This window comes from Acinetobacter sp. ANC_7512, assembly GCF_056779935.1.
The window spans coordinates 69929-89251 of the sequence record NZ_JBWYIX010000008.1; the positions used below are offsets into that span (position 1 = coordinate 69929).

Genomic DNA, 19323 nt, shown 5'->3' on the forward strand with positions numbered 1-19323 from the left:
TTATTTATTGTGCAGCTGCATCTACAACTGGAATTTTACCAATTTTAGCCTGCCAAATTTTTGGTGCAGTTGCGTGAACTGATGTTCCGTTAACGTCTACTGCAACAGATACAGGCATATCTTTAACCACGAACTTATAGATTGCTTCCATACCTAAATCTTCAAAAGCGACAACTTCCGCTTCACGAATTGCTTTAGATACGAGATATGCAGCACCGCCTACAGCCATGAGGTAAGTTGCTTTATTGTCTTTGATAGCTTCAATCGCAGCAGGACCGCGGTCCGCTTTACCGATCATACCGAAAAGACCAGTTGCTTCTAAAACTTGACGTGTGAACTTATCCATACGTGTTGCAGTTGTTGGACCTGCAGGACCTACAACTTCGTCACCCACTGGATCAACAGGACCAACGTAGTAAATGAACTTACCTTTAAGGTCTACAGGAAGCTCTTCACCGTTGTTTAACATATCAACCATACGTTTGTGCGCAGCGTCACGACCTGTATAGATTGTGCCGTTAAGAAGAAGCGTATCACCTGGTTTCCAAGAGTTCATTTCTTCTTGTGTGATGTTATCTAAGTCAACACGTTTAGAAGAAGATGAGTCCCAAGTGACTTCAGGATAGTCTTCAAGTTTAGGTGCAATAATATTCGCAACACCTGTACCGTCTAGTGTGAAGTGTGCGTGACGAGTCGCAGCACAGTTCGGAATCATACCCACTGGTTTGCCCGCAGCGTGACAAGGGTAGTCTTTAATTTTGATGTCTAGAACAGTCGTTAAGCCACCAAGACCTTGTGCACCGATACCTAAAGCATTTACTTTCTCGAAGATTTCGATACGAAGTTCTTCAAGTTTATTTTGCGGACCTCGACGAAGTAGTTCGTCCATGTTGATCTCTTCCATCAATGCTTCTTTTGCAAGCATCATGGCTTTCTCAGCAGTACCACCGATACCAATACCAAGCATACCAGGAGGACACCAGCCTGCACCCATGGTTGGTACAGTTTTCAGTACCCAGTCCACGATTGAATCGGATGGGTTTAACATAGCAAGTTTAGATTTATTTTCTGAACCACCACCTTTTGCTGCAACAGTGATATCTACTTTGTTACCTGGAACAAGTTTATGGTAGATCACAGCAGGGGTGTTGTCCTTCGTATTCTTACGGCCAAAAGCAGGATCAGCAAGTACAGATGCGCGAAGTACGTTAGAGTTTTCTAAGTAACCTTGGCGAACACCTTCATTAATCGCGTCGTCTAAGCTCATTGTTAAATCAAATTTAACGTCCATGCCCACTTCAACGAATACGTTGACGATACCAGTATCTTGACAGATCGGACGGTGACCTTCGGCACACATACGTGAATTGATTAAGATTTGTGCGATCGCATCTTTGGCAGCTTTGTTTTCTTCACGGTCATACGCACGACTCATTGCTTGGATGAAGTCTTGTGGATGATAGTAAGAAATGAACTGAAGCGCATCTTTAACGGATGTGATCAAGTCGTCTTGCTTGATAATAGTTGTCATACAAATATCTCTTGAGCGGGCTGATAGCTAGCGGGCTAAATTATAAGACAAAATGATTCAATTGTGGCTTTTTTGCTGAGGAATTGGGCGAAAGTTTAAGAGAGCAGATTCATTCATAGAAAAGTTAAAATTAGTATTTGCTAATTAATTTTTTAGATGGAAATACGTTTACGTAATAAGTTGTTTAAGCTTTTTTATACGTAACAATAATTTTTTTCAAATTTATCTCATAATATTTTTAGATTAAATGGGTGAAATTTCACTATTTTAGTCATCAATAATTCTAATACATTGACTTTATGAAATTAAATTTTGTTAAGATTTTCAATAGAAAGTATTAAGTAAATATTTATATAATTAAAAATCAATATTATTTATATATTTCATAAAATCTAGAAGTTAATTAAATATGAAGTCAAGTGACGCTGGAGTCTTTCTGAGTTATGCCTATATCACAATGCAACAGATGGGATTAAATGTAGAGCAAATTTTAGAAGATGTAAGATTGCCCGCACAGTTGCCTGATAAGACAGTTCGCAGAGATAATTCATGTCAGTACCGATTTTGGAATACAGCGCAAAAAGTTTCTAATGACAGAGATATTGGTTTACATGTAGGAGAGCATTTTCCTGTAATTAGAGGCTCAGTGATTGAGTATCTGTTTTTGAGTAGTTCGGGATTTAAAGTTGGACTAGAGAAAGCTTTAAATTACCAAAAATTACTTTCCTCAGCTTTTCATTTTAGCCTGTTCACAGATGAGCATGTTGCTGGAATTCAAGGGTTTAATCATCCTGTTCGGCACTATTTAGAGATTGTGATCAGTGTGATTTTAAAGTTTTTGAAATTCATTACAGATGATCAATTCCGCCCAATTAAAATTTATTTACCCTATGAATATGGTGCGACATTAATAGAATACAAGCGCGTATGGGGATGTGAAGTTGAGTTGGGCTGTCCAGATGGGAAAATTATATTTGATGCAGCGTTGTTGAATTTAAAATTTGACTGGTATGAGCCTGAATTATTTGCCATCCATGAAACTTATGCAAAACGTCAGATGAGACAGGTTGAAAAATATGAACTTATTTCTGATATAGAACAAATTCTAGCTGAAGTTTTACTCGAATCAGGCAATGTTCAATTAAAGCATGTGGCAGACAAGTTAAATATGAAGGTCAACACCTTGCGTGCATCTTTAAACGATATTGACACTTCTTTTGAGAAAATTCTAACTCATTATCGTATTCGGACTGCAAAGCAATTATTAGCATCCAAAGAGATTTCCATGTGCCATATTGTCAGCGTTCTCGGTTTCTCAGAGAGTTCTGTTTTTTCACGAGCATTTAAACGTTGGACGGGTGAGACACCTTTGCAATACCGAAAAAGAAAAATCTCCAGAAAATGATTCAATTGATACTTAAACTATATCATCTGAGTCAATTAAACTTATGCCAAATCCGTTACTTTAATCTGAGGTAGAACAGTTTTAACACTCTAAATGGTTACTTGGTTTTTAACACATTTAAGTTTTTAATGAAGTTCTAATCCTAATAAATCGAATTAAATTTTAAAAAATATTCAATTGCTTAAGAATTAATTTGATTTCATATTCAATTATTATTCAACCAATTTAAGGAGTTGAAAATGAGTTATGTAAAGACTAAAGACGGTGTTGAAATTTTTTATAAAGATTGGGGATCACGTGACGGTGAGGTTCTTTTTTTTCATCATGGGTGGCCTTTAAGTTCAGATGATTGGGATGCGCAAATACTTTACTTTTTAGACAAAGGTTACCGTGTAGTGGCGCATGACCGCCGTGGTCATGGACGATCTTCTCAAGTGTCTGAAGGTCATGATATGGATCATTATGCTGATGATGTTGCGGCTGTTGTAGAGCATTTGGGCATTAAAAAGGCGATTCATATTGGTCATTCAACAGGCGGTGGAGAGGTTGCACACTATATAGCAAGATATGGTGAGGAACGTGTCTCTAAAGCTGTTCTTGTGAGCTCTGTACCACCTTATATGGTGAAAACTGAAGATAATCCAAATGGATTGCCGAAAGCTGTTTTTGATGATATGCAGGCTCAGTTATTTAAAAATCGAGCTGAATTCTATCGTGCTGTACCTGAAGGTCCATTTTATGGCTTTAATCGTCCGAATGCGAAGCCGTCTGAACCAGTGATTCAAAATTGGTGGAGACAAGGGATGATGGGTTCTGCTAAAGCACACTATGATGGGATTGTGGCTTTCTCCCAAACTGATTTTAGAGAAGACCTTAAGAAAATTTCAGTGCCAGTATTAGTTTTACATGGTGATGATGACCAAATTGTTCCTCTTGATATTTCAGGAAAGTTATCGGCTGAATTGGTACAAAATGGAACTTTAAAGATTTATCCAGGTTATTCACATGGGATGCTCACTATTAATCCTGACGTGATTAATCCTGACCTTCTTGAATTTATTCAGAATTAATTTTAATTATTATAAAAAAAACAAGAACTCATCAGAGTTCTTGTTTTTTGAATACGATTTCAATAAACAAAATGATCCATAGGCATAACACCTCAGATTTATTAATTGACCTGAATATTTTTAAAAAACTTAGTCAAAAAAAACCCTAGCTCTTGCCATAATGGTTGCCCCTCTGTTAAATAAATTATTGACTTTGCTGATCTGCTTGAATAGCAGTGAGTGCAATAGTGAATACAATGTCATCAACCAAAGCACCTCGAGATAAGTCATTGACTGGCTTATTCAAACCTTGCAACATTGGTCCAACACTCACCACATTGGCAGAGCGCTGAACAGCTTTATAAGTGGTATTACCTGTATTAAGATCTGGGAAAATAAAGACATTGGCACGTCCAGCCACTTGAGAGTCAGGAGCCTTAGAACGTCCCACACTTTCGACAGATGCAGCATCATATTGAAGGGGGCCATCGATCAATAAATCTGGACGACGTTCTTTTGCGATGCGTGTTGCTTCAGCAACTTTTTCAACATCAGCACCTGTGCCAGATGTACCAGTTGAATATGAAATCATGGCAATACGTGGATCAATACCAAACGCTTTGGCTGAATCGGCAGATTGAATCGCGATTTCAGCAAGTTGCTCTGCATTAGGATCTGGATTGATTGCACAGTCACCATAAACATACACTTCATCTGGTAATAACATAAAGAAAACAGACGAAACTAAAGAGTAATCAGGTGCCGTTTTAATCAACTGAAATGCAGGGCGAACTGTATTGGCTGTGGTATGAACTGCACCTGAAACTAATCCATCCACTTGATCTAGTGCTAACATCATCGTTCCAAGAACCACTGTATCTTGTAACTGTTCTTTCGCTTGCAGTTCATTTAACTTGCCTTTACGCAACTCTACCATTGGCGCAATATAGTTGTCGCGAATGAGGTCTGGATCAATGATTTCTAAATCATCAGGTAATTCAATCCCTCGAGCTTTGGCTACATCTAAAACTGCTTCTGGTTTTGCCAGTAAGATACAGTGAGCAATACCACGTGATTGGCAGATCGCGGCTGCTTGAATCGTACGAGGTTCATCACCTTCAGGAAGAACAATTCTTTTCTTCGCTGCAATTGATTTTTGTACCAACTCATGACGGAATGCAGATGGAGAAAGTCGTGGTTGGTATGAGCCATTCAGCAACTGCGTTACCCAATCCGCATCAATATGGCTAGATACAAATCGAGTGACTTGTTCAGCGCGAGCTGTATCATCTACAGGAATTTCATTGCTTAAATTAGCCAGTTGGGTTGCCGTTTCAAAGGTACTCAATGGTGTGTGTAAAATAGGTAAGCCCTGTTTTATTGCTGCTTGGCAGAAAGCCAGTACTTGTTGATTAGGTGCATAATGTTCAGTCAATACTAAACCAGCAAGAGGGATACCATTGCTGCTTGCTAAACTACTTGCAAGTAAGACATCAATACGATCTGATGCGCTAATAATCAGTTCGCCTGCCGTGAATTTGTGCAGTTCGCGCTCGATATTTGAAGCGATCAGGCTACTATGCAGAACACGTCGTTGTGCAGCCTCACCTAAGTTAATCCATTCTGCTTGAATATGTTGCGCGATATCAGACATTCGCGGCACACTTAAAGTATTACTAAATGGTACTAATGCAATAACAGGAAGTTGTTCGGAACCAATCAGTGGATGTGTTTTTTGAATTTCCCCAACAAATTGTTGAGTCTCTTGTGTCAGACGCAGACTTGGATCAATGGTCACTGGAATCTGTGCAGACTCCTCGGACAGACCTTTGGTTCGCATGAACAGCACACCAGCTGTTCGGTTGCTGTTTGCTCCACCAAAATTACGTAATTGGGTTTCTACTTTTTCTGCTGTATAGGCTGGTTGTTTGATATCAGCATTGCTCACAATGATGACTTTCGCATCTAGTGCTTGAGCAAGTTGAGCATTCAGTTCAGATGCAAAACTATCACGACTGTTTGGAACTAACCCTTCCACAATAATAAGATCATGTTTTTTAGCAATTTGACGATGTAGACGAACAGCTTCTTCTAATAACTCATCACTTTCACCAGCATTTAATTGCTGAACTACATTTTGATATGAGATTGGTTCAACTGTTTCGTTCTGAGAAACATGGCGGAATAACGCTGTGGTGCGATCGAAATTTTCAGCATGTACTTCTTGTGAAAATGGCTTCACAAAACCAGCTTTTACACCTTGACACTCAAGTGCATAAATTAAGCCTAAACACGCTGATGTCAGACCTACACCTTCACCAGTTGGAACAAGTACAATTGTTTTCATATCATCAAAATCTATATCTAAAAATAAAAAATAAATATGTCTGCGTGGGCGACTACTTAAGCAGTCGTGGTTTCAAGTTCAGACTTTTTTTCAGATGAATTCACATCTCCGATTTGATTCACCACATGTTCTGTTTCTTGTGCAATACGTCCTTCTTCATCTGTAGGAATGACCCAAATTTGCGGACCAGTACCATTATCAATGCGACCTTCTGTACCGCGAGCTAATTGGTCATTTTTTTCTTTACTAAAGTTAAAACCAAAATGTGGCAAATAAGATAATGTTTTTTCACGAATAAATGCTGAGTTTTCACCAATACCACCTGTGAAGAATAAGCCATCAAGACGAGGTAAACCACAGCTGAGTGCTGCTAATGATTTAGCAAGACGATAGCAGAATACTTCAATAGCAAGTGCAGCATCTTCACTGCCTTCTTCTGAAGCTTCGATAAGTGTTCGCATATCGTTTGACAGGTTTGAAAGTCCTAATAAACCAGATTGGCTATTGAGCATTCTGTCAATTTTGTAAATGTCCCATCCTAGGTTTTTGGCTAAAAAATTATGTAAACTTGGGTCTACATCACCACTACGGGTACCCATCACTAAACCTTCGAGTGGCGTTAATCCCATAGAGGTATCAACACTTTTACCATTCCAAATTGCACAAGTAGAACTACCGTTGCCTAAATGAGCGGTGAGCCAACCACCTTCACGGAAACTACCAGCAAGCTCAGAACCACGATCTGATACATAGGCATGGCTCGTACCGTGGAATCCATAGCGGCGAACATTATGTTCAGTGTATAAAAATTTTGGTACCGCATAACGATAGGCATGCGCTGGCATTGTTTGATGGAACGCTGTATCAAACACTGCAACCTGCGGTAAGTCTGGGAACAAACGTTTGGTCGCTTCGATCCCAACGAGATGTGCAGGATTATGTAATGGAGCTAAAGGTGTTGCTTCACGGATTTTTTCAATAATTTCATCGGTGATTAACTCTGCTTGAGTTAAAGAACCACCATGTACAATACGATGACCAATGGCATCAGGCTTGTGATTCGCTAAGCGAGATAATCCAACTTCAAGTGCTTCTTTGTGGTCTGCATTTGGAATACGAATATCAACTGGTTCGTTGCCTACAGTCACGCCTTTGATGCGCGCTTCTGGCGTACCTAAGTTTTCAGCAAGACCATGAATTCGGAAATCTTGATCTTTAAGTAATAATGCAAACTTGATCGAAGAAGAACCGCAATTGATGATAAGAACTGAATGAGGCATGGTGTGTTCCTTTACTGGCAATTTTAATATTTCGTTTGTTTTCTTCCAAATGAACAAAAAATGTTATTTCTTGATCGTGAAGCATTTGTATCATGCGTTTTTTTATTGTCCTAGATAGACTTTAGGTGATTAGACTTAAGCACTATCGACCACTAAGGCAATAATAATTAAAATTTATAGTCTTTCTTTATTCATTTATTAAATAAATGATGGTTATATTTTAATTAAATTGTATGCGTAAAACATAGCATGTATTGTATTTTTTATATACCACTTCTGCTTTGTAATTGATTTAATTTATACGTTTTTTATTTAGTTATAATGAGTTGAATCACTCAAAAACAAAGCCCTTTACTCAAAGGGCTTTGTTTTTTAAGTTAGGTTTATTGACGGATTTGGCCATCGCCTAAGACAATCCATTTTTGTGAGGTAAGTCCTTCTAAACCGACTGGACCTCTGGCATGAATTTTATCTGTTGAAATACCGATTTCAGCACCTAAACCATACTCAAAACCATCAGCAAAACGAGTAGAGGCATTGACCATGACCGAACTTGAATCGACGCGTGTAAGAAATTTTCGCGCCGTGCTAAAGTTTTCAGTAATAATCGAATCAGTGTGATGCGATCCGTATTTATTGATATGCAAAATTGCTTCTTCAACGCCACTGACCACTTTAACCGCTAAAATAGGTCCTAGATATTCCTCATACCAGTCTTCTTCGGTCGCAGTTTTAATCTGTTCACCTAAAATTGCTTTGACTTTCAAGCAACCACGCAACTCAACTTGTTTTTCAGCATAAAGTTCAGCAATGCGAGGCAGAAAGTCATCAGCAACTTTTTCATCAACCAGCAGCGTTTCCATGGCATTACATACGCCATAGCGATGAGTTTTTGCATTTAACGCAATTGGCAATGCTTTTTGTAGATCTGCTTGGGCCTCAACGAAGACGTGACAGTTACCATCAAGATGTTTGATTACAGGAATAGTCGCTTCACGTGTAATACGTTCAATTAAGCCTTTGCCACCACGTGGAACAATAACGTCAACATACTCAGAGAGGGTAATCAATTGCCCAACTGCAGCACGATCTGCTGTATTGACAACTTGGACTGCGTTAACTGGTACACCAGCTTGCTCTAAACCTTTTTGAATTGCGGTAGCAATGGCTTTGTTCGACTCTAATGCCTCTGAACCACCGCGAAGAATGATGGCATTGCCAGACTTAATCGCTAAAGAGGCTGCTTCTAGAGTGACGTTAGGACGTGATTCATAAATCATACCTACGACACCTAAAGGCACTCGCATTTTTCCAAGCTGAATACCAGACGGGCGATAAGCTAGGTCAGTAATTTCACCAATGGGATCAATTAAACTGATGACATCTTTAAGACCTTGTAACATTCCACTGAAGCGTGTGGGTGTAAGTTCCAAACGATCGAGTAATGCGCTGTCTAAATTGTTTTCATGACCACGAGTCATGTCTAGTTTATTCGCAGCTAGAATTTGAGCTTGATGGTCTTCCAAAGCGGTATGGATTGCCGTCAAAGCATTATTTCGTTCAAAAGTCGAAGAGCCAGCCAAAAAGCGTGAAGCTTCACGCGCATTCTGACCGACGACTTGCATGTACTGTTCGATGGAGTCTTGCATAGCAGTTTAACTGATCATTTTAAAATCTCATTCAAATAGTAGCAGCGCAGATGACAACAATCTATGTTTATAAGCGAAAAAAGCTAAGTTGATAAAACTTGTAACTATTTTTAGAACCTAACGGCAGTTAAAAAAGATAAAAGGTGAATTCTTGCATTGCGCAGATTTCATGCATCTGTATAAAATGAAATGAATGTTAATTATGTTGCATAATCATAACGAATTGAGAGTATGATCAAATTAACGGCTGTGAAAACAAAACAATAAAGCCAAATGGAGATAAGGGAATGAATTCCATGATAAAAATGGAGCTTGAAGATTATTCAGCTGAAGACAGCACTCATTTTTTTGATCTGTACCATAAAAATAGTTTTAAAGAGCCGCCACGAACCACATGGATTGATGGGTGGAAAATTGAATATATGGCGATCGCATCGCCAGAAACACTGCATCAGACGCCAACGCTGATTGTCGGAGGCGCATTTCAAAATTTTAATTCATATAAATATTGCGTTGAACAGCTCTTCGAGAAAGGACCTGTTATTTTAATCGACTTACCATCTTTAGGTTCAAATCAACAAATCCACAATCGTGATACTGGAATTTCTGCTGGTACTCTAGAGCTACCAGAGCTTTCAAAAATGTTAGGTCAATGGTTGGATTTGGTGGAGATTAAGAAAGTCTCTGTTATGGGGATGTCATTAGGCTCTGTGGTTGCTTCCTGTTTTGCTCATTATCGTCCAGAACTGGTAGATCGATTAATTCTGATGGGCGTCATGCAGAAGACGCGTAAAAGCTGGCGTATGTTGCTTGAAGAGTCATTAATATTGATGCAAGAGCAACGTATGGATGAGTTTGGTCAGGCTGTCATTTTGTACTTGGTGAATCATGCAAAATTAGACCAAACGCGTATGTCTCCAACAGCTAAACGACTTTTTTATAAGCAGATGTCTGAGTTTGATATCGCTGAGCGTGAGCGATATGAAATTAACTGTAATCGTTTATTGCGTCTTTCCCATGTTCCAATTCCGATGTGTAAAACATTGGTCGCATGTGGTCAATTCGATAGTTTTACTTTGCCATTTGAGAATGCGAATTTTGCCTTGCAATGTCCAGATGTTGAGTTTGCAATGATTGCAAATGCGGATCATGTGCCTCAATTGCAACGTCGTAAAGAAACCATGAATCTTTTTACTAGTTTCTTAAAAGGCGAATCGATTCACAATCTAGATGGGATCATTTATTTAGATAAAGACCAAATGCAATCATTGGATCGCAGAGGGGAAGTTCGATTTGCCCTTAAAAATGCACATTCTGTTTTAATTCATCAAACAAATGCACAACGTTTTGAAGTTGAAATTAAAGACCTGAATTACTTTGGTGTATCATTCTTTTTGGATGACCCATCTCAAGTTCAAGTCTTACAGGAAGATGCTCGAAGTTTTGCAATTGAATTTGAGGATGAGCAAGGACATTTTGCTGTCGAATGTTTATTGTTCGATTTTATTGGAAATGAAGTAAGAGCATTATTCAAGCATGGTTATTTTGAAGTGGCTGATCGCTTACTTCAATTTATAGATACCCATAAACACAATGACAGCGTGGATTAGGCTGTCATTAAATTCAATTGAATCAGAAAATAGACTCTTCTTAATATTTAGATAAACGAATCATTATTTTATTGCATGAATCATCCATACTAGATCACCAAGATGCTGATCTGTATCCATATTTTGATTCTTTTTTTCAAAATACAGTTGAGGTTGAATGACTTCAACTTCAGTAAAACCTGACAGTTTAAAAAAGTGCTGTACCTCTAAAGGGTTTTTAAAGTGGAAGGTAAATGCACTTCTTGAAGCGTATTTGAGTAATTTGCTGCTCGACCAAATTAAGTTAGCCAGTTTATGTTGGACAGGTTCGGGATAAAGGTCAGTTAAATAATGAAGCGTTTGGAATGGTTGACCAAAACGTACAATTGAATTCAGCAATTGTTTGAGTAAATCTTGATTAAAATAATTGATTAATCCTTCACTGATAATCACTAGCGGTCGTGTTGGGTCGAATTCGTCAAAAGCTGTTTTGAAATCATCCGTGAATAAGTCTGCTGATAAAACTTTAGGGCTTTCGGGATCGATTTTATTCAAAGCGGATTGTTTTGTGGTAGCCATGTCTGGTAAATCTAATTCGCGATAATCTATTTCGGGATAATGAGATCTAAACCACCAACCACGAGGTGAAAGTCCCGCTGCAATTTCTAAAATTTGCAGGGTTGGATATTGTTTGATTAATAATTTTAAATGGTCGTCTAATAATGTATGTCGTGTCTTCAGGGTTGAACGCATACTTCCACCGACAAACTTCTCAGCCATACTTTCAAAAGGGTGAGCGAATTGCGCTAATGCTTTGCCTTTCGAAGTCGCAAATGCTTCGTGAGAGATACCCATTTGATACCATATATAGCCAGTGTAGTGAGCAGTAAACGAAATATGACGGTGCTTTGATTGTTTTGATTGAGACATACACATCCTTGGCTATGATTATTATTGGATTGGTCAAGATAAAGGGAGCATTAGAATGCTCCCTGTATTATTAAAATGATTGTCTAAAATCTTCAATGACCTTTTTGACAGATTTCCATTCGTTGCCTAAGTCAAGTTGTTCACCAATGGGAATCTCCTGAATCTTACCGCGCATACGCTCTAAGCGTTCTTGGTTCGGCAATGGATAATTCTCTATGGCACTGAGCGCGACATATGCAGATTCTCGATTATTGCAGACCAAACCCATATCACAGCCAGCTTCAAGTGCGGCTTTGATGCGAGCATCTGCACCACCTGCAACACAAGCTGCTTGCATACTTAAGTCATCAGAAAACAGGACACCGTCAAACTGAAGTGTTTCCCGTAGTACTTTTTGAACCCAATACTGAGAAAAACCAGCAGGATTTGGATCTACTTTTTCATAAATCACATGTGCTGGCATGAGTGCGTCAAGTTGAGGTTGGAGTTGAATAAAGCTTTGCATATCTTGAGCTTCGATTTCAGCATAACTTCGTGTATCCACAGCTGCAGCAATATGTGAATCTGCTTTAACCGAGCCATGGCCAGGGAAGTGTTTCCCCGTGGTTGCCATACCTGCGCGTTTCATACCTTGCATAAAGGCTTGGGCTAAAGGGATGATATCTGAGATATTTTTAGCAAAAGCACGATCACCAATAACATCGCTGATGTCGTTAAGGTCTAATACAGGTGCAAAGCTAAAATCGATCCCGACTGCAAGAACTTCGGTAGCCATGAGCCAACCGCATTGTTCAGCCAATTCAATTGCTCGTTCTGGCTGACTTAAATAGAGCTCACCGAAACGTCCCATGGCAGGAAGGAGAGAGAAGCCTTGTTTTAAACGTTGTACGCGTCCGCCTTCTTGATCGACTGCAATTAAAATATCGGGGCGAACTTGGCGCATATGATCCGTTAAGACGCGAACTTGTTGGGGTGATTCAATATTTCTTCCAAACAAAATGACTCCACCGACTTGTGGAGATTGAAGGAGTTGAATATCTTCTTGATTAAGTGTTGTGCCCTCAATATCAAGCATCAATGCGCCAATCATAGTGGAATCCGTGATTCTAATTTTAAAAGAGAAAACAATACCCGAATTCTGCAATGATTTGCTACATTTTCTCCGTACAGATTATGATAAAACTATACGGCAGAAATAAAAAAGTTGTTTAAGGTTTTGAATATTAATATTTCTATCTGAAAACAATAGTGTAAATTTGGTTTATCCAAGGAAAGACAAATTCGTTATGAAACTTCAAACAATCGCTTGCGCGGTAGCCATTGCCACTGGTGGTTTATTTTTTGGTCATACAATTAATGTTGCGATCGCAGCGAATGAACCAGCGGTTCAACAGGTTCAGAATATAAAGCCCACACAAGAACAAGCTTTAGTTTCAAGACAATTAGCAACTTTGGTGGATCGTCAGCACTATTTAAATATGCGTTTAGATGCTACGACCTCACAACGTATTTTTGATATGTATATTGATAGTCTTGATCCTGACCATAGCCTTTTCTTGGCAGATGAAGTGGCAAACTATAAGAAAAAATACGGACCAACTTTTGGAGCGGCGCTCAAAGCGGGTAACCTTGAAGGACCTTATGCCATTCACGCTCAATATCGTGATCGTTTAAAGTCATTCTATGAGTTTATGTTGGCGGAGTTAAAAAAACCGCAAAACCTAAATCAACGTAATGTGTTTATCGAGTCTGATCGTGAAAAGGCTCCATTTTTCAAAAATAAAGCTGAGCAAGAAAATCAATGGCGCAAAATGCTGGTGTCTCAGTTAATCAATTTAACGATTGCTAAAGAAGAAGATTTGGCTAAGCAAAAAGCGCTGAAAGATGATCCTTCTTTAGCAGCAGGGCAAGATCTCACTTCAGCTGAAGATTTAACGCCAGTTCAGACTTTGACCAAGCGCTATATGCGTCAATTAGAACGTATGAAGCGTACAAAAAGCGATGACGTTTTAGAAAAAACGCTCAATGCTATGTTAGCGACTTATGACCCGCACAGTAATTATTTCCCACCAATCGATGCGATTGAGTTAAATCGTCAGACCACATTGCAGCTTGAGGGGATTGGTGTGTCGATCCGCCCAGAACGCGGGAATGAAGACTATACGCGTATCGAGACGATCGTAGATGGTGGTCCTGCGTTTAAGACAGGACAGGTTAAGTCTGGTGATCGTATTATTGGTGTCGCGCAAGACGGTGACAAAATGGTCGACGTCATTGGATGGACCAGTTCTGAAATCGTTGGATTGATCCGAGGTAAGCGTGGGACTAAAGTCACCATTAAATTGCTCGGACCTGGAGCATCTATGAGTCAGGCACGTACCGTAACTATCGTACGTGATGTGATTCAAGAAGAGGATGCAGGTGTACGTTCAAGAACAGTAGAAATTGTACGAGATGGCAAGAAACATAAAGTTGGGGTAGTCGAAATTCCATCGTTCTATTACAACTACCGTGCCCGTCGTGCTGGTGAAAGCTATCGTTCAGTATCTGAAGATACCAATAATGCATTGAAAAGTTTAGCTGCGCAAAATGTCGATGGCATTATCGTCGATCTTCGTAATAACCCTGGCGGTTCACTCGAAGAAGTGGCAAAAATGATTGGGCAAGTGATTAAATCTGGTCCAGTGGTTCAAATTCGGGATGGGAATGGTAACGTCAGTGTCTTCGAAGATCGTGATGGAGGTGCTCAAACCTACGCAGGTCCATTGGCTGTCATGGTGAATCTGGCTTCTGCATCAGCAAGTGAAATCTATTCAGCTGCTGTGCAGGATTATGGTCGTGGGATTGTGATTGGAAGTACTACGACAGGTAAGGGTACAGCTCAAGTTCAATTGGACAGCTTAGCGTATGGTCAAGCGACATTGACGCAACGAAAGTTTTACCGTGTTACTGGTGGAAGCACACAAAATAAAGGGGTTGTGCCTGATATTCAATTGGTTGATATCTACGATGAAGAGTTTGGGGAGCGTAAAGCTAAGAATGCTTTAGAGTGGGATACCATCCCTACAGCTCCTTTCAAACGTGAGGGAGAAGTGCAAGCCTTTGTACCAAAATTAGCTGCTCATTCAAAACAGCGTGTTGCGAATGATATTCAATTTAAGTATTTAGAAGCGCGTAAAGCGATTTCGCAGAAAGCTAAAGAGAATAAACAAATCGTGTTGGATATCGATCAACGTAAAGCTGAACTCATCGCTTTGGAAAAAGAAACGTTGGCAGAAGAAAATAAACGCCGTATAGCAATGGGTAAAACTGCTTATCCAAATTGGGAAAGTTATCAGGCATCGATGGAAGCTTTGGCTGAATCGCGTGCTAAGATGAAAACTAATCAACGCCCACCTTTACCTGAAGAAGAGGCATTTGTCACTGAATCAGCTCATATCTTGCTCGATTACATTGCCTTGCAAAAATAAAAATATTTATTGTTAAGTTTTACTTAAAAAATGGCGTATTTCGATACGCCATTTTTTATGGATATCGCCGAAAAACAACTTGACGTTCAATGAGATGGTGATATTGTTGTAGGCGACAAATGCTCATTAAAAAGTTGAACCTTCTTACATTTATTTGCTGTACTTTTGGGGTTTAAATAAAATAAAAACAGGTTCAGGTACGGATAAGTCTCTATATGATTCATATGAGTTACGATTATGCAATGGTGGCGGGTTCTGCTGTGGCGGCAGTGATCGTCTGCTTTATTGCTATTTCATTTGAACAACTCATTAGTACCCACAAAAACCCAGTTGGTCAAAAAGTGCTGCTCGGTGTAAGTGGCATGATATTTGGTCTTGCGATTTGGGTCATGCATTTTGTTGGAATGCTAGCTTGTCATTTGCCCGAAGATCATAGTTTCGATGTAGGTTTGACGCTATTTTCTTATGTGATCGCAGCTCTCGCTTCAATTTTTGCCATATGGCTCACGACTAGATCTACACTTCCTTTAGCTAGATTAGTTTTGGGTGCACTTCTGATGGGTTTCGGTATTTCAGGTATGCACTATACTGGAATGGCGGGATTGATCGTTCCCAACTACATTATTCGTTATGACACCATTTTGGTGATTTTTTCTGTGCTGATTGCTGTATGTGGTTCAGGGTTGTCATTCTGGCTGATGTTTAAATATAAGCGTACCTATCACAATAAATTGGCATTCAAGCTTGCCGTGGCATTCATGATCGCTTTTAGTATTGTGGGAATGCACTATATTGGTATGGCGGCTGCGACTTTTCAACCCGTGGATGCCAAATATGCAGCATTGAATCAACTCCATGAAGGTCAAGGTTTATTACTTTTTGTCATTATATTTGTCACCTGCTTGGTTTTAGTGGTCAGTTTTTTTGTCGCTATTTTAGAATTACGACTTGAAGAGAGAAATCAACAACTAATCAAAATGAATAAGGAATTGGAAAGCCTTGCCCTTCAAGATAATTTGACCAAACTTCCAAATCGACTTTTTTTGCTTGATTACACCACTTCATTATTTTCACTTCACCAATCTAAAGATCATAAAGTTGCATTCATTTATATTGATTTGGATCGTTTCAAGGCAGTAAATGATGCTTTTGGACATCATATTGGTGATCAGCTTTTAGTGAATTTAGCACATCGACTTCATGCATTACTCGAAAAAAACCAAAAATTAATTCGTATTGGTGGTGATGAGTTTTTATTGGTCGTTGAAGACTTTTCTACAGACCAAATTGATCAAGTTGCCAATCTAGTATTGAGTAAAATCCAAGAAGGCTTTGTGATTTCTGGGAAGGAAATCAATATCTCAGCAAGTTTAGGTGTGGTCTATTATCCAGATCATGGTGCTGATTTACATGATTTGTTGGTGAATGCTGATGCTGCAATGCTGATGTCCAAAGAGCAAGGTCGCAATACTTACAGTGTGTTTAACTATTCATTAGATCAACAAGAAATCGCACGTAGCCAATCAAAACTTATTAATGATTTGTATCGTGCTGTTGAAGAACAACAATTCATTTTATTTTATCAGCCGAAATTCACAGCAGATTTTAAAATTTGTGGCGTTGAAGCTTTAATTCGTTGGAAGCATCCAAGTCTAGGACTTCTAGCACCGAATATGTTTATTGAGGGTGCGGAGCAAACAGGTCTTATTATTAAAATGGGCTACTGGGCCCTTGAACAAGCGTGTATACAGATTCAAGCTTGGCAAAAAAAGAAATTGCCTTTCTGCCCGATCGCTGTAAATTTATCAGCTGTTCAATTTGAACATAAAGCGCTGGTAGATACATTAAGATGTTTAATCACGCAATACCAGATCGATCCAGCCCATTTAATTATTGAGATTACTGAATCGACAGCAATGCATCATATCGATGTCAGTATTCGTACTTTTGAGAGCCTGCGAAACCTGGGGATTGGGCTTGCGATTGATGATTTTGGAACAGGTCATTCAAGCTTCTTATATTTAAAGAATCTCCCGGTAGATGAACTTAAAATTGACCGTGAATTTATTCGAAATCTTTCACCCAATACAAAAGATGAAATTATCTTAGAAAGTATTATTGTCTTGGCTAAACGTTTAGGTTTGGTGGTGACAGCTGAAGGCGTCGAAACTCAAAAACAAGCCGATATCTTAAAACGTTTAGGTTGTCAGCAATTACAAGGCTATTTATTGGGTATGCCATTACCTGTGGATCGTTTAGAAAGTACATTTAAGAACTATTAACTTCTGGTCAGTTTCTGATTCATCACATTCACATTCGGTATTGATCTGCTACAATATCGCCAATTTTTATTTTGATCTTTTTTGATCTTTTTTGATCTTCTAAACTGCATGTCTGCAGTAGGTGTTATTCATGAGCTTTAAGCAAGAGTTAGCGGAGCAAGTTGCTCAGCGACGTACATTTGCCATTATTTCCCACCCCGATGCGGGTAAAACCACAATGACGGAAAAGTTATTGTTGTGGGGGCAAGCGATCCAAGTTGCAGGTATGGTAAAAAGCCGTAAATCTGACCGTGCTGCGACATCAGATTGGATGGAAATGGAAAAAGAGCGTGGTATCTCGATCACGACCTCTGTGATGCAGTTCCCTTATAAAGACAAAATGATCAACCTGCTCGATACACCGGGGCATGAAGATTTCTCTGAAGATACATATCGTACCCTTACAGCCGTAGACTCAGCATTGATGGTGATTGATGGTGCGAAAGGTGTCGAAGATCGTACGATTAAATTGATGGATGTGTGTCGTATGCGTGACACACCGATTATTTCTTTCGTTAACAAAATGGACCGTGAAATTCGCGAGCCACTTGAACTACTCGATGAAATTGAAAACGTACTTAAGATTAAATGCGTACCTTTAACTTGGCCTTTAGGTACAGGCCGTGACTTCGCGGGTGTTTTTAATCTGATCGAAGAAAAATTCTATGTCTATAAAGCAGGTTTTGGTTCAACCATTACAGATATCGAAATTCGTGACGGTTATGACCATGCTGACCTTCGTGAAAAAGTCGGTGAATTAGCTTGGGCTGCATTTGAAGAGTCACTAGAATTAGTTCAAATGGCAAATGAACCGCTTGATCGTGAAGAATTCTTAGCAGGGCGTCAAACTCCAGTATTGTTTGGTACAGCGTTGGGTAACTTTGGTGTAGACCATGTCTTGAATGCATTTAGTGAATATGCACCACCACCAAAAGCACATCCTACCCAAGACCGTAAAGTTGAAGCGACTGAAGAGGGTTTCTCTGGTTTTGTCTTTAAAATTCAAGCCAATATGGACCCTAAACACCGCGATCGTATTGCTTTCATGCGTATCTGTTCAGGCAAATATGAAAAAGGCTTGAAAATGAAGCATGTCCGTATTGGGAAAGATGTGCGTATTTCAGATGCATTAACGTTCTTGGCAGGTGATCGTCAGCATTTAGAAGAGGCATGGCCAGGTGACATTATTGGTTTACATAACCATGGTACGATTCAAATTGGCGATACTTTCACTTCGGGTGAAAACTTGCAATTCACAGGTATTCCTCACTTCGCTCCTGAAATGTTCCGCCGTGTTCGTTTAAAAGATCCTTTGAAATCAAAGCAACTTCAAAAAGGTTTAAAAGAGCTTTCAGAAGAAGGTGCAACTCAAGTATTTATGCCACAAAACAGTAATGATCTTATTGTCGGTGCTGTGGGTGTTCTTCAATTCGAAGTTGTTGCTTATCGTTTAAAAGAAGAATACAAAGTAGATTGTATTTACGAGCCTGTGAGCATTAACACTGTTCGTTGGGTTTCATGTCCAGATGAGAAAAAATTTAATGAATTTAAGAAAAAAGCACATGACCAACTTTCAGTTGATGGTGGTGGGCATTTAACGTACTTAGCACCTAGCCGTGTCAATTTACAATTAATGCAAGAGCGTTATCCTGATATTGTTTTCCGTAATACACGTGAACATTAATTTTGCTTGAAAATGTAAAACAGCTTCCTCGTGAAGCTGTTTTTGTATCAGAATAACCAATGCTTTAA

The 19323-nt window shown here is 39.2% G+C and carries 12 protein-coding genes; 6 read left to right on the top strand and 6 right to left on the bottom strand.

Annotated elements, in window-relative coordinates:
- Positions 1–4 precede the first annotated feature (4 nt).
- On the bottom strand, positions 5–1531 hold the full coding sequence (locus AC1M9H_RS09035; protein WP_035265279.1) for a fumarate hydratase: 1527 nt from the start codon (positions 1529–1531) through the stop codon (positions 5–7).
- A gap of 409 nt (positions 1532–1940) precedes the next feature.
- Here AC1M9H_RS09035 and AC1M9H_RS09040 point away from each other — a divergent pair, with 409 nt between their 5' ends.
- Complete coding sequence (locus AC1M9H_RS09040) at positions 1941–2936, top strand: AraC family transcriptional regulator (protein WP_481613230.1); 996 nt, start codon at positions 1941–1943, stop codon at positions 2934–2936.
- A gap of 239 nt (positions 2937–3175) precedes the next feature.
- Positions 3176–4006, top strand: a complete 831-nt coding sequence (locus tag AC1M9H_RS09045; protein ID WP_481597600.1) for an alpha/beta fold hydrolase — start codon at positions 3176–3178, stop codon at positions 4004–4006.
- 184 nt (positions 4007–4190) lie between these two features.
- Here the strand turns inward: AC1M9H_RS09045 and pta are convergent, their stop codons facing one another.
- The 3 genes from pta to AC1M9H_RS09060 all read right to left on the bottom strand — a co-directional run bounded on the left by pta (position 4191) and on the right by AC1M9H_RS09060 (position 9261).
- Positions 4191–6332, bottom strand: a complete 2142-nt coding sequence (pta, locus tag AC1M9H_RS09050; RefSeq protein WP_481613231.1) for a phosphate acetyltransferase — start codon at positions 6330–6332, stop codon at positions 4191–4193.
- Positions 6333–6388: 56 nt separating this feature from the next.
- The gene (locus AC1M9H_RS09055; protein WP_481613232.1) at positions 6389–7612 is read right to left on the bottom strand and encodes an acetate/propionate family kinase; all 1224 of its coding nucleotides are present in this window, start codon (positions 7610–7612) and stop codon (positions 6389–6391) included.
- A gap of 383 nt (positions 7613–7995) precedes the next feature.
- Positions 7996–9261: a glutamate-5-semialdehyde dehydrogenase gene (locus tag AC1M9H_RS09060; RefSeq protein WP_035265287.1), complete on the bottom strand. Its 1266-nt coding sequence runs from the start codon at positions 9259–9261 to the stop codon at positions 7996–7998.
- Positions 9262–9548: 287 nt separating this feature from the next.
- Between AC1M9H_RS09060 and AC1M9H_RS09065 the strand changes: the two genes are divergently transcribed.
- Complete coding sequence (locus AC1M9H_RS09065) at positions 9549–10871, top strand: alpha/beta fold hydrolase (protein WP_481613233.1); 1323 nt, start codon at positions 9549–9551, stop codon at positions 10869–10871.
- Between the two features lie 63 nt (positions 10872–10934).
- Here AC1M9H_RS09065 and AC1M9H_RS09070 read toward each other — a convergent pair whose 3' ends face one another.
- Both AC1M9H_RS09070 and nagZ read right to left on the bottom strand, forming a co-directional pair.
- Positions 10935–11780: a class I SAM-dependent methyltransferase gene (locus AC1M9H_RS09070; protein ID WP_481613234.1), complete on the bottom strand. Its 846-nt coding sequence runs from the start codon at positions 11778–11780 to the stop codon at positions 10935–10937.
- 70 nt (positions 11781–11850) lie between these two features.
- On the bottom strand, positions 11851–12870 hold the full coding sequence (nagZ, locus tag AC1M9H_RS09075) for a beta-N-acetylhexosaminidase (protein ID WP_481613235.1): 1020 nt from the start codon (positions 12868–12870) through the stop codon (positions 11851–11853).
- A 196-nt stretch (positions 12871–13066) separates the two neighbouring features.
- On the opposite strand from nagZ, the gene AC1M9H_RS09080 reads away from it, so the two are divergent.
- The 3 genes from AC1M9H_RS09080 to AC1M9H_RS09090 all read left to right on the top strand — a co-directional run bounded on the left by AC1M9H_RS09080 (position 13067) and on the right by AC1M9H_RS09090 (position 19255).
- The gene (locus tag AC1M9H_RS09080) at positions 13067–15250 is read left to right on the top strand and encodes a carboxy terminal-processing peptidase (RefSeq protein ID WP_481613236.1); all 2184 of its coding nucleotides are present in this window, start codon (positions 13067–13069) and stop codon (positions 15248–15250) included.
- A gap of 215 nt (positions 15251–15465) precedes the next feature.
- A complete protein-coding gene (locus AC1M9H_RS09085) occupies positions 15466–17532 on the top strand; it encodes a putative bifunctional diguanylate cyclase/phosphodiesterase (protein ID WP_481590365.1) in 2067 nt (688 codons plus the stop codon).
- Between the two features lie 130 nt (positions 17533–17662).
- Entirely contained in the window at positions 17663–19255 is a 1593-nt protein-coding gene (locus tag AC1M9H_RS09090) for a peptide chain release factor 3 (protein WP_035265298.1), read from the top strand.
- Positions 19256–19323: the final 68 nt, after the last annotated feature.

Coding starts and splice junctions, on each gene's coding strand:
- AC1M9H_RS09035 (WP_035265279.1), bottom strand. CDS start 1,531: ATGACAACTATTATCAAGCAAGACGACTTGATCACATCCGTTAAAGAT.
- AC1M9H_RS09040 (WP_481613230.1), top strand. CDS start 1,941: ATGAAGTCAAGTGACGCTGGAGTCTTTCTGAGTTATGCCTATATCACA.
- AC1M9H_RS09045 (WP_481597600.1), top strand. CDS start 3,176: ATGAGTTATGTAAAGACTAAAGACGGTGTTGAAATTTTTTATAAAGAT.
- pta (WP_481613231.1), bottom strand. CDS start 6,332: ATGAAAACAATTGTACTTGTTCCAACTGGTGAAGGTGTAGGTCTGACA.
- AC1M9H_RS09055 (WP_481613232.1), bottom strand. CDS start 7,612: ATGCCTCATTCAGTTCTTATCATCAATTGCGGTTCTTCTTCGATCAAG.
- AC1M9H_RS09060 (WP_035265287.1), bottom strand. CDS start 9,261: ATGCAAGACTCCATCGAACAGTACATGCAAGTCGTCGGTCAGAATGCG.
- AC1M9H_RS09065 (WP_481613233.1), top strand. CDS start 9,549: ATGAATTCCATGATAAAAATGGAGCTTGAAGATTATTCAGCTGAAGAC.
- AC1M9H_RS09070 (WP_481613234.1), bottom strand. CDS start 11,780: ATGTCTCAATCAAAACAATCAAAGCACCGTCATATTTCGTTTACTGCT.
- nagZ (WP_481613235.1), bottom strand. CDS start 12,870: ATGATTGGCGCATTGATGCTTGATATTGAGGGCACAACACTTAATCAA.
- AC1M9H_RS09080 (WP_481613236.1), top strand. CDS start 13,067: ATGAAACTTCAAACAATCGCTTGCGCGGTAGCCATTGCCACTGGTGGT.
- AC1M9H_RS09085 (WP_481590365.1), top strand. CDS start 15,466: ATGATTCATATGAGTTACGATTATGCAATGGTGGCGGGTTCTGCTGTG.
- AC1M9H_RS09090 (WP_035265298.1), top strand. CDS start 17,663: ATGAGCTTTAAGCAAGAGTTAGCGGAGCAAGTTGCTCAGCGACGTACA.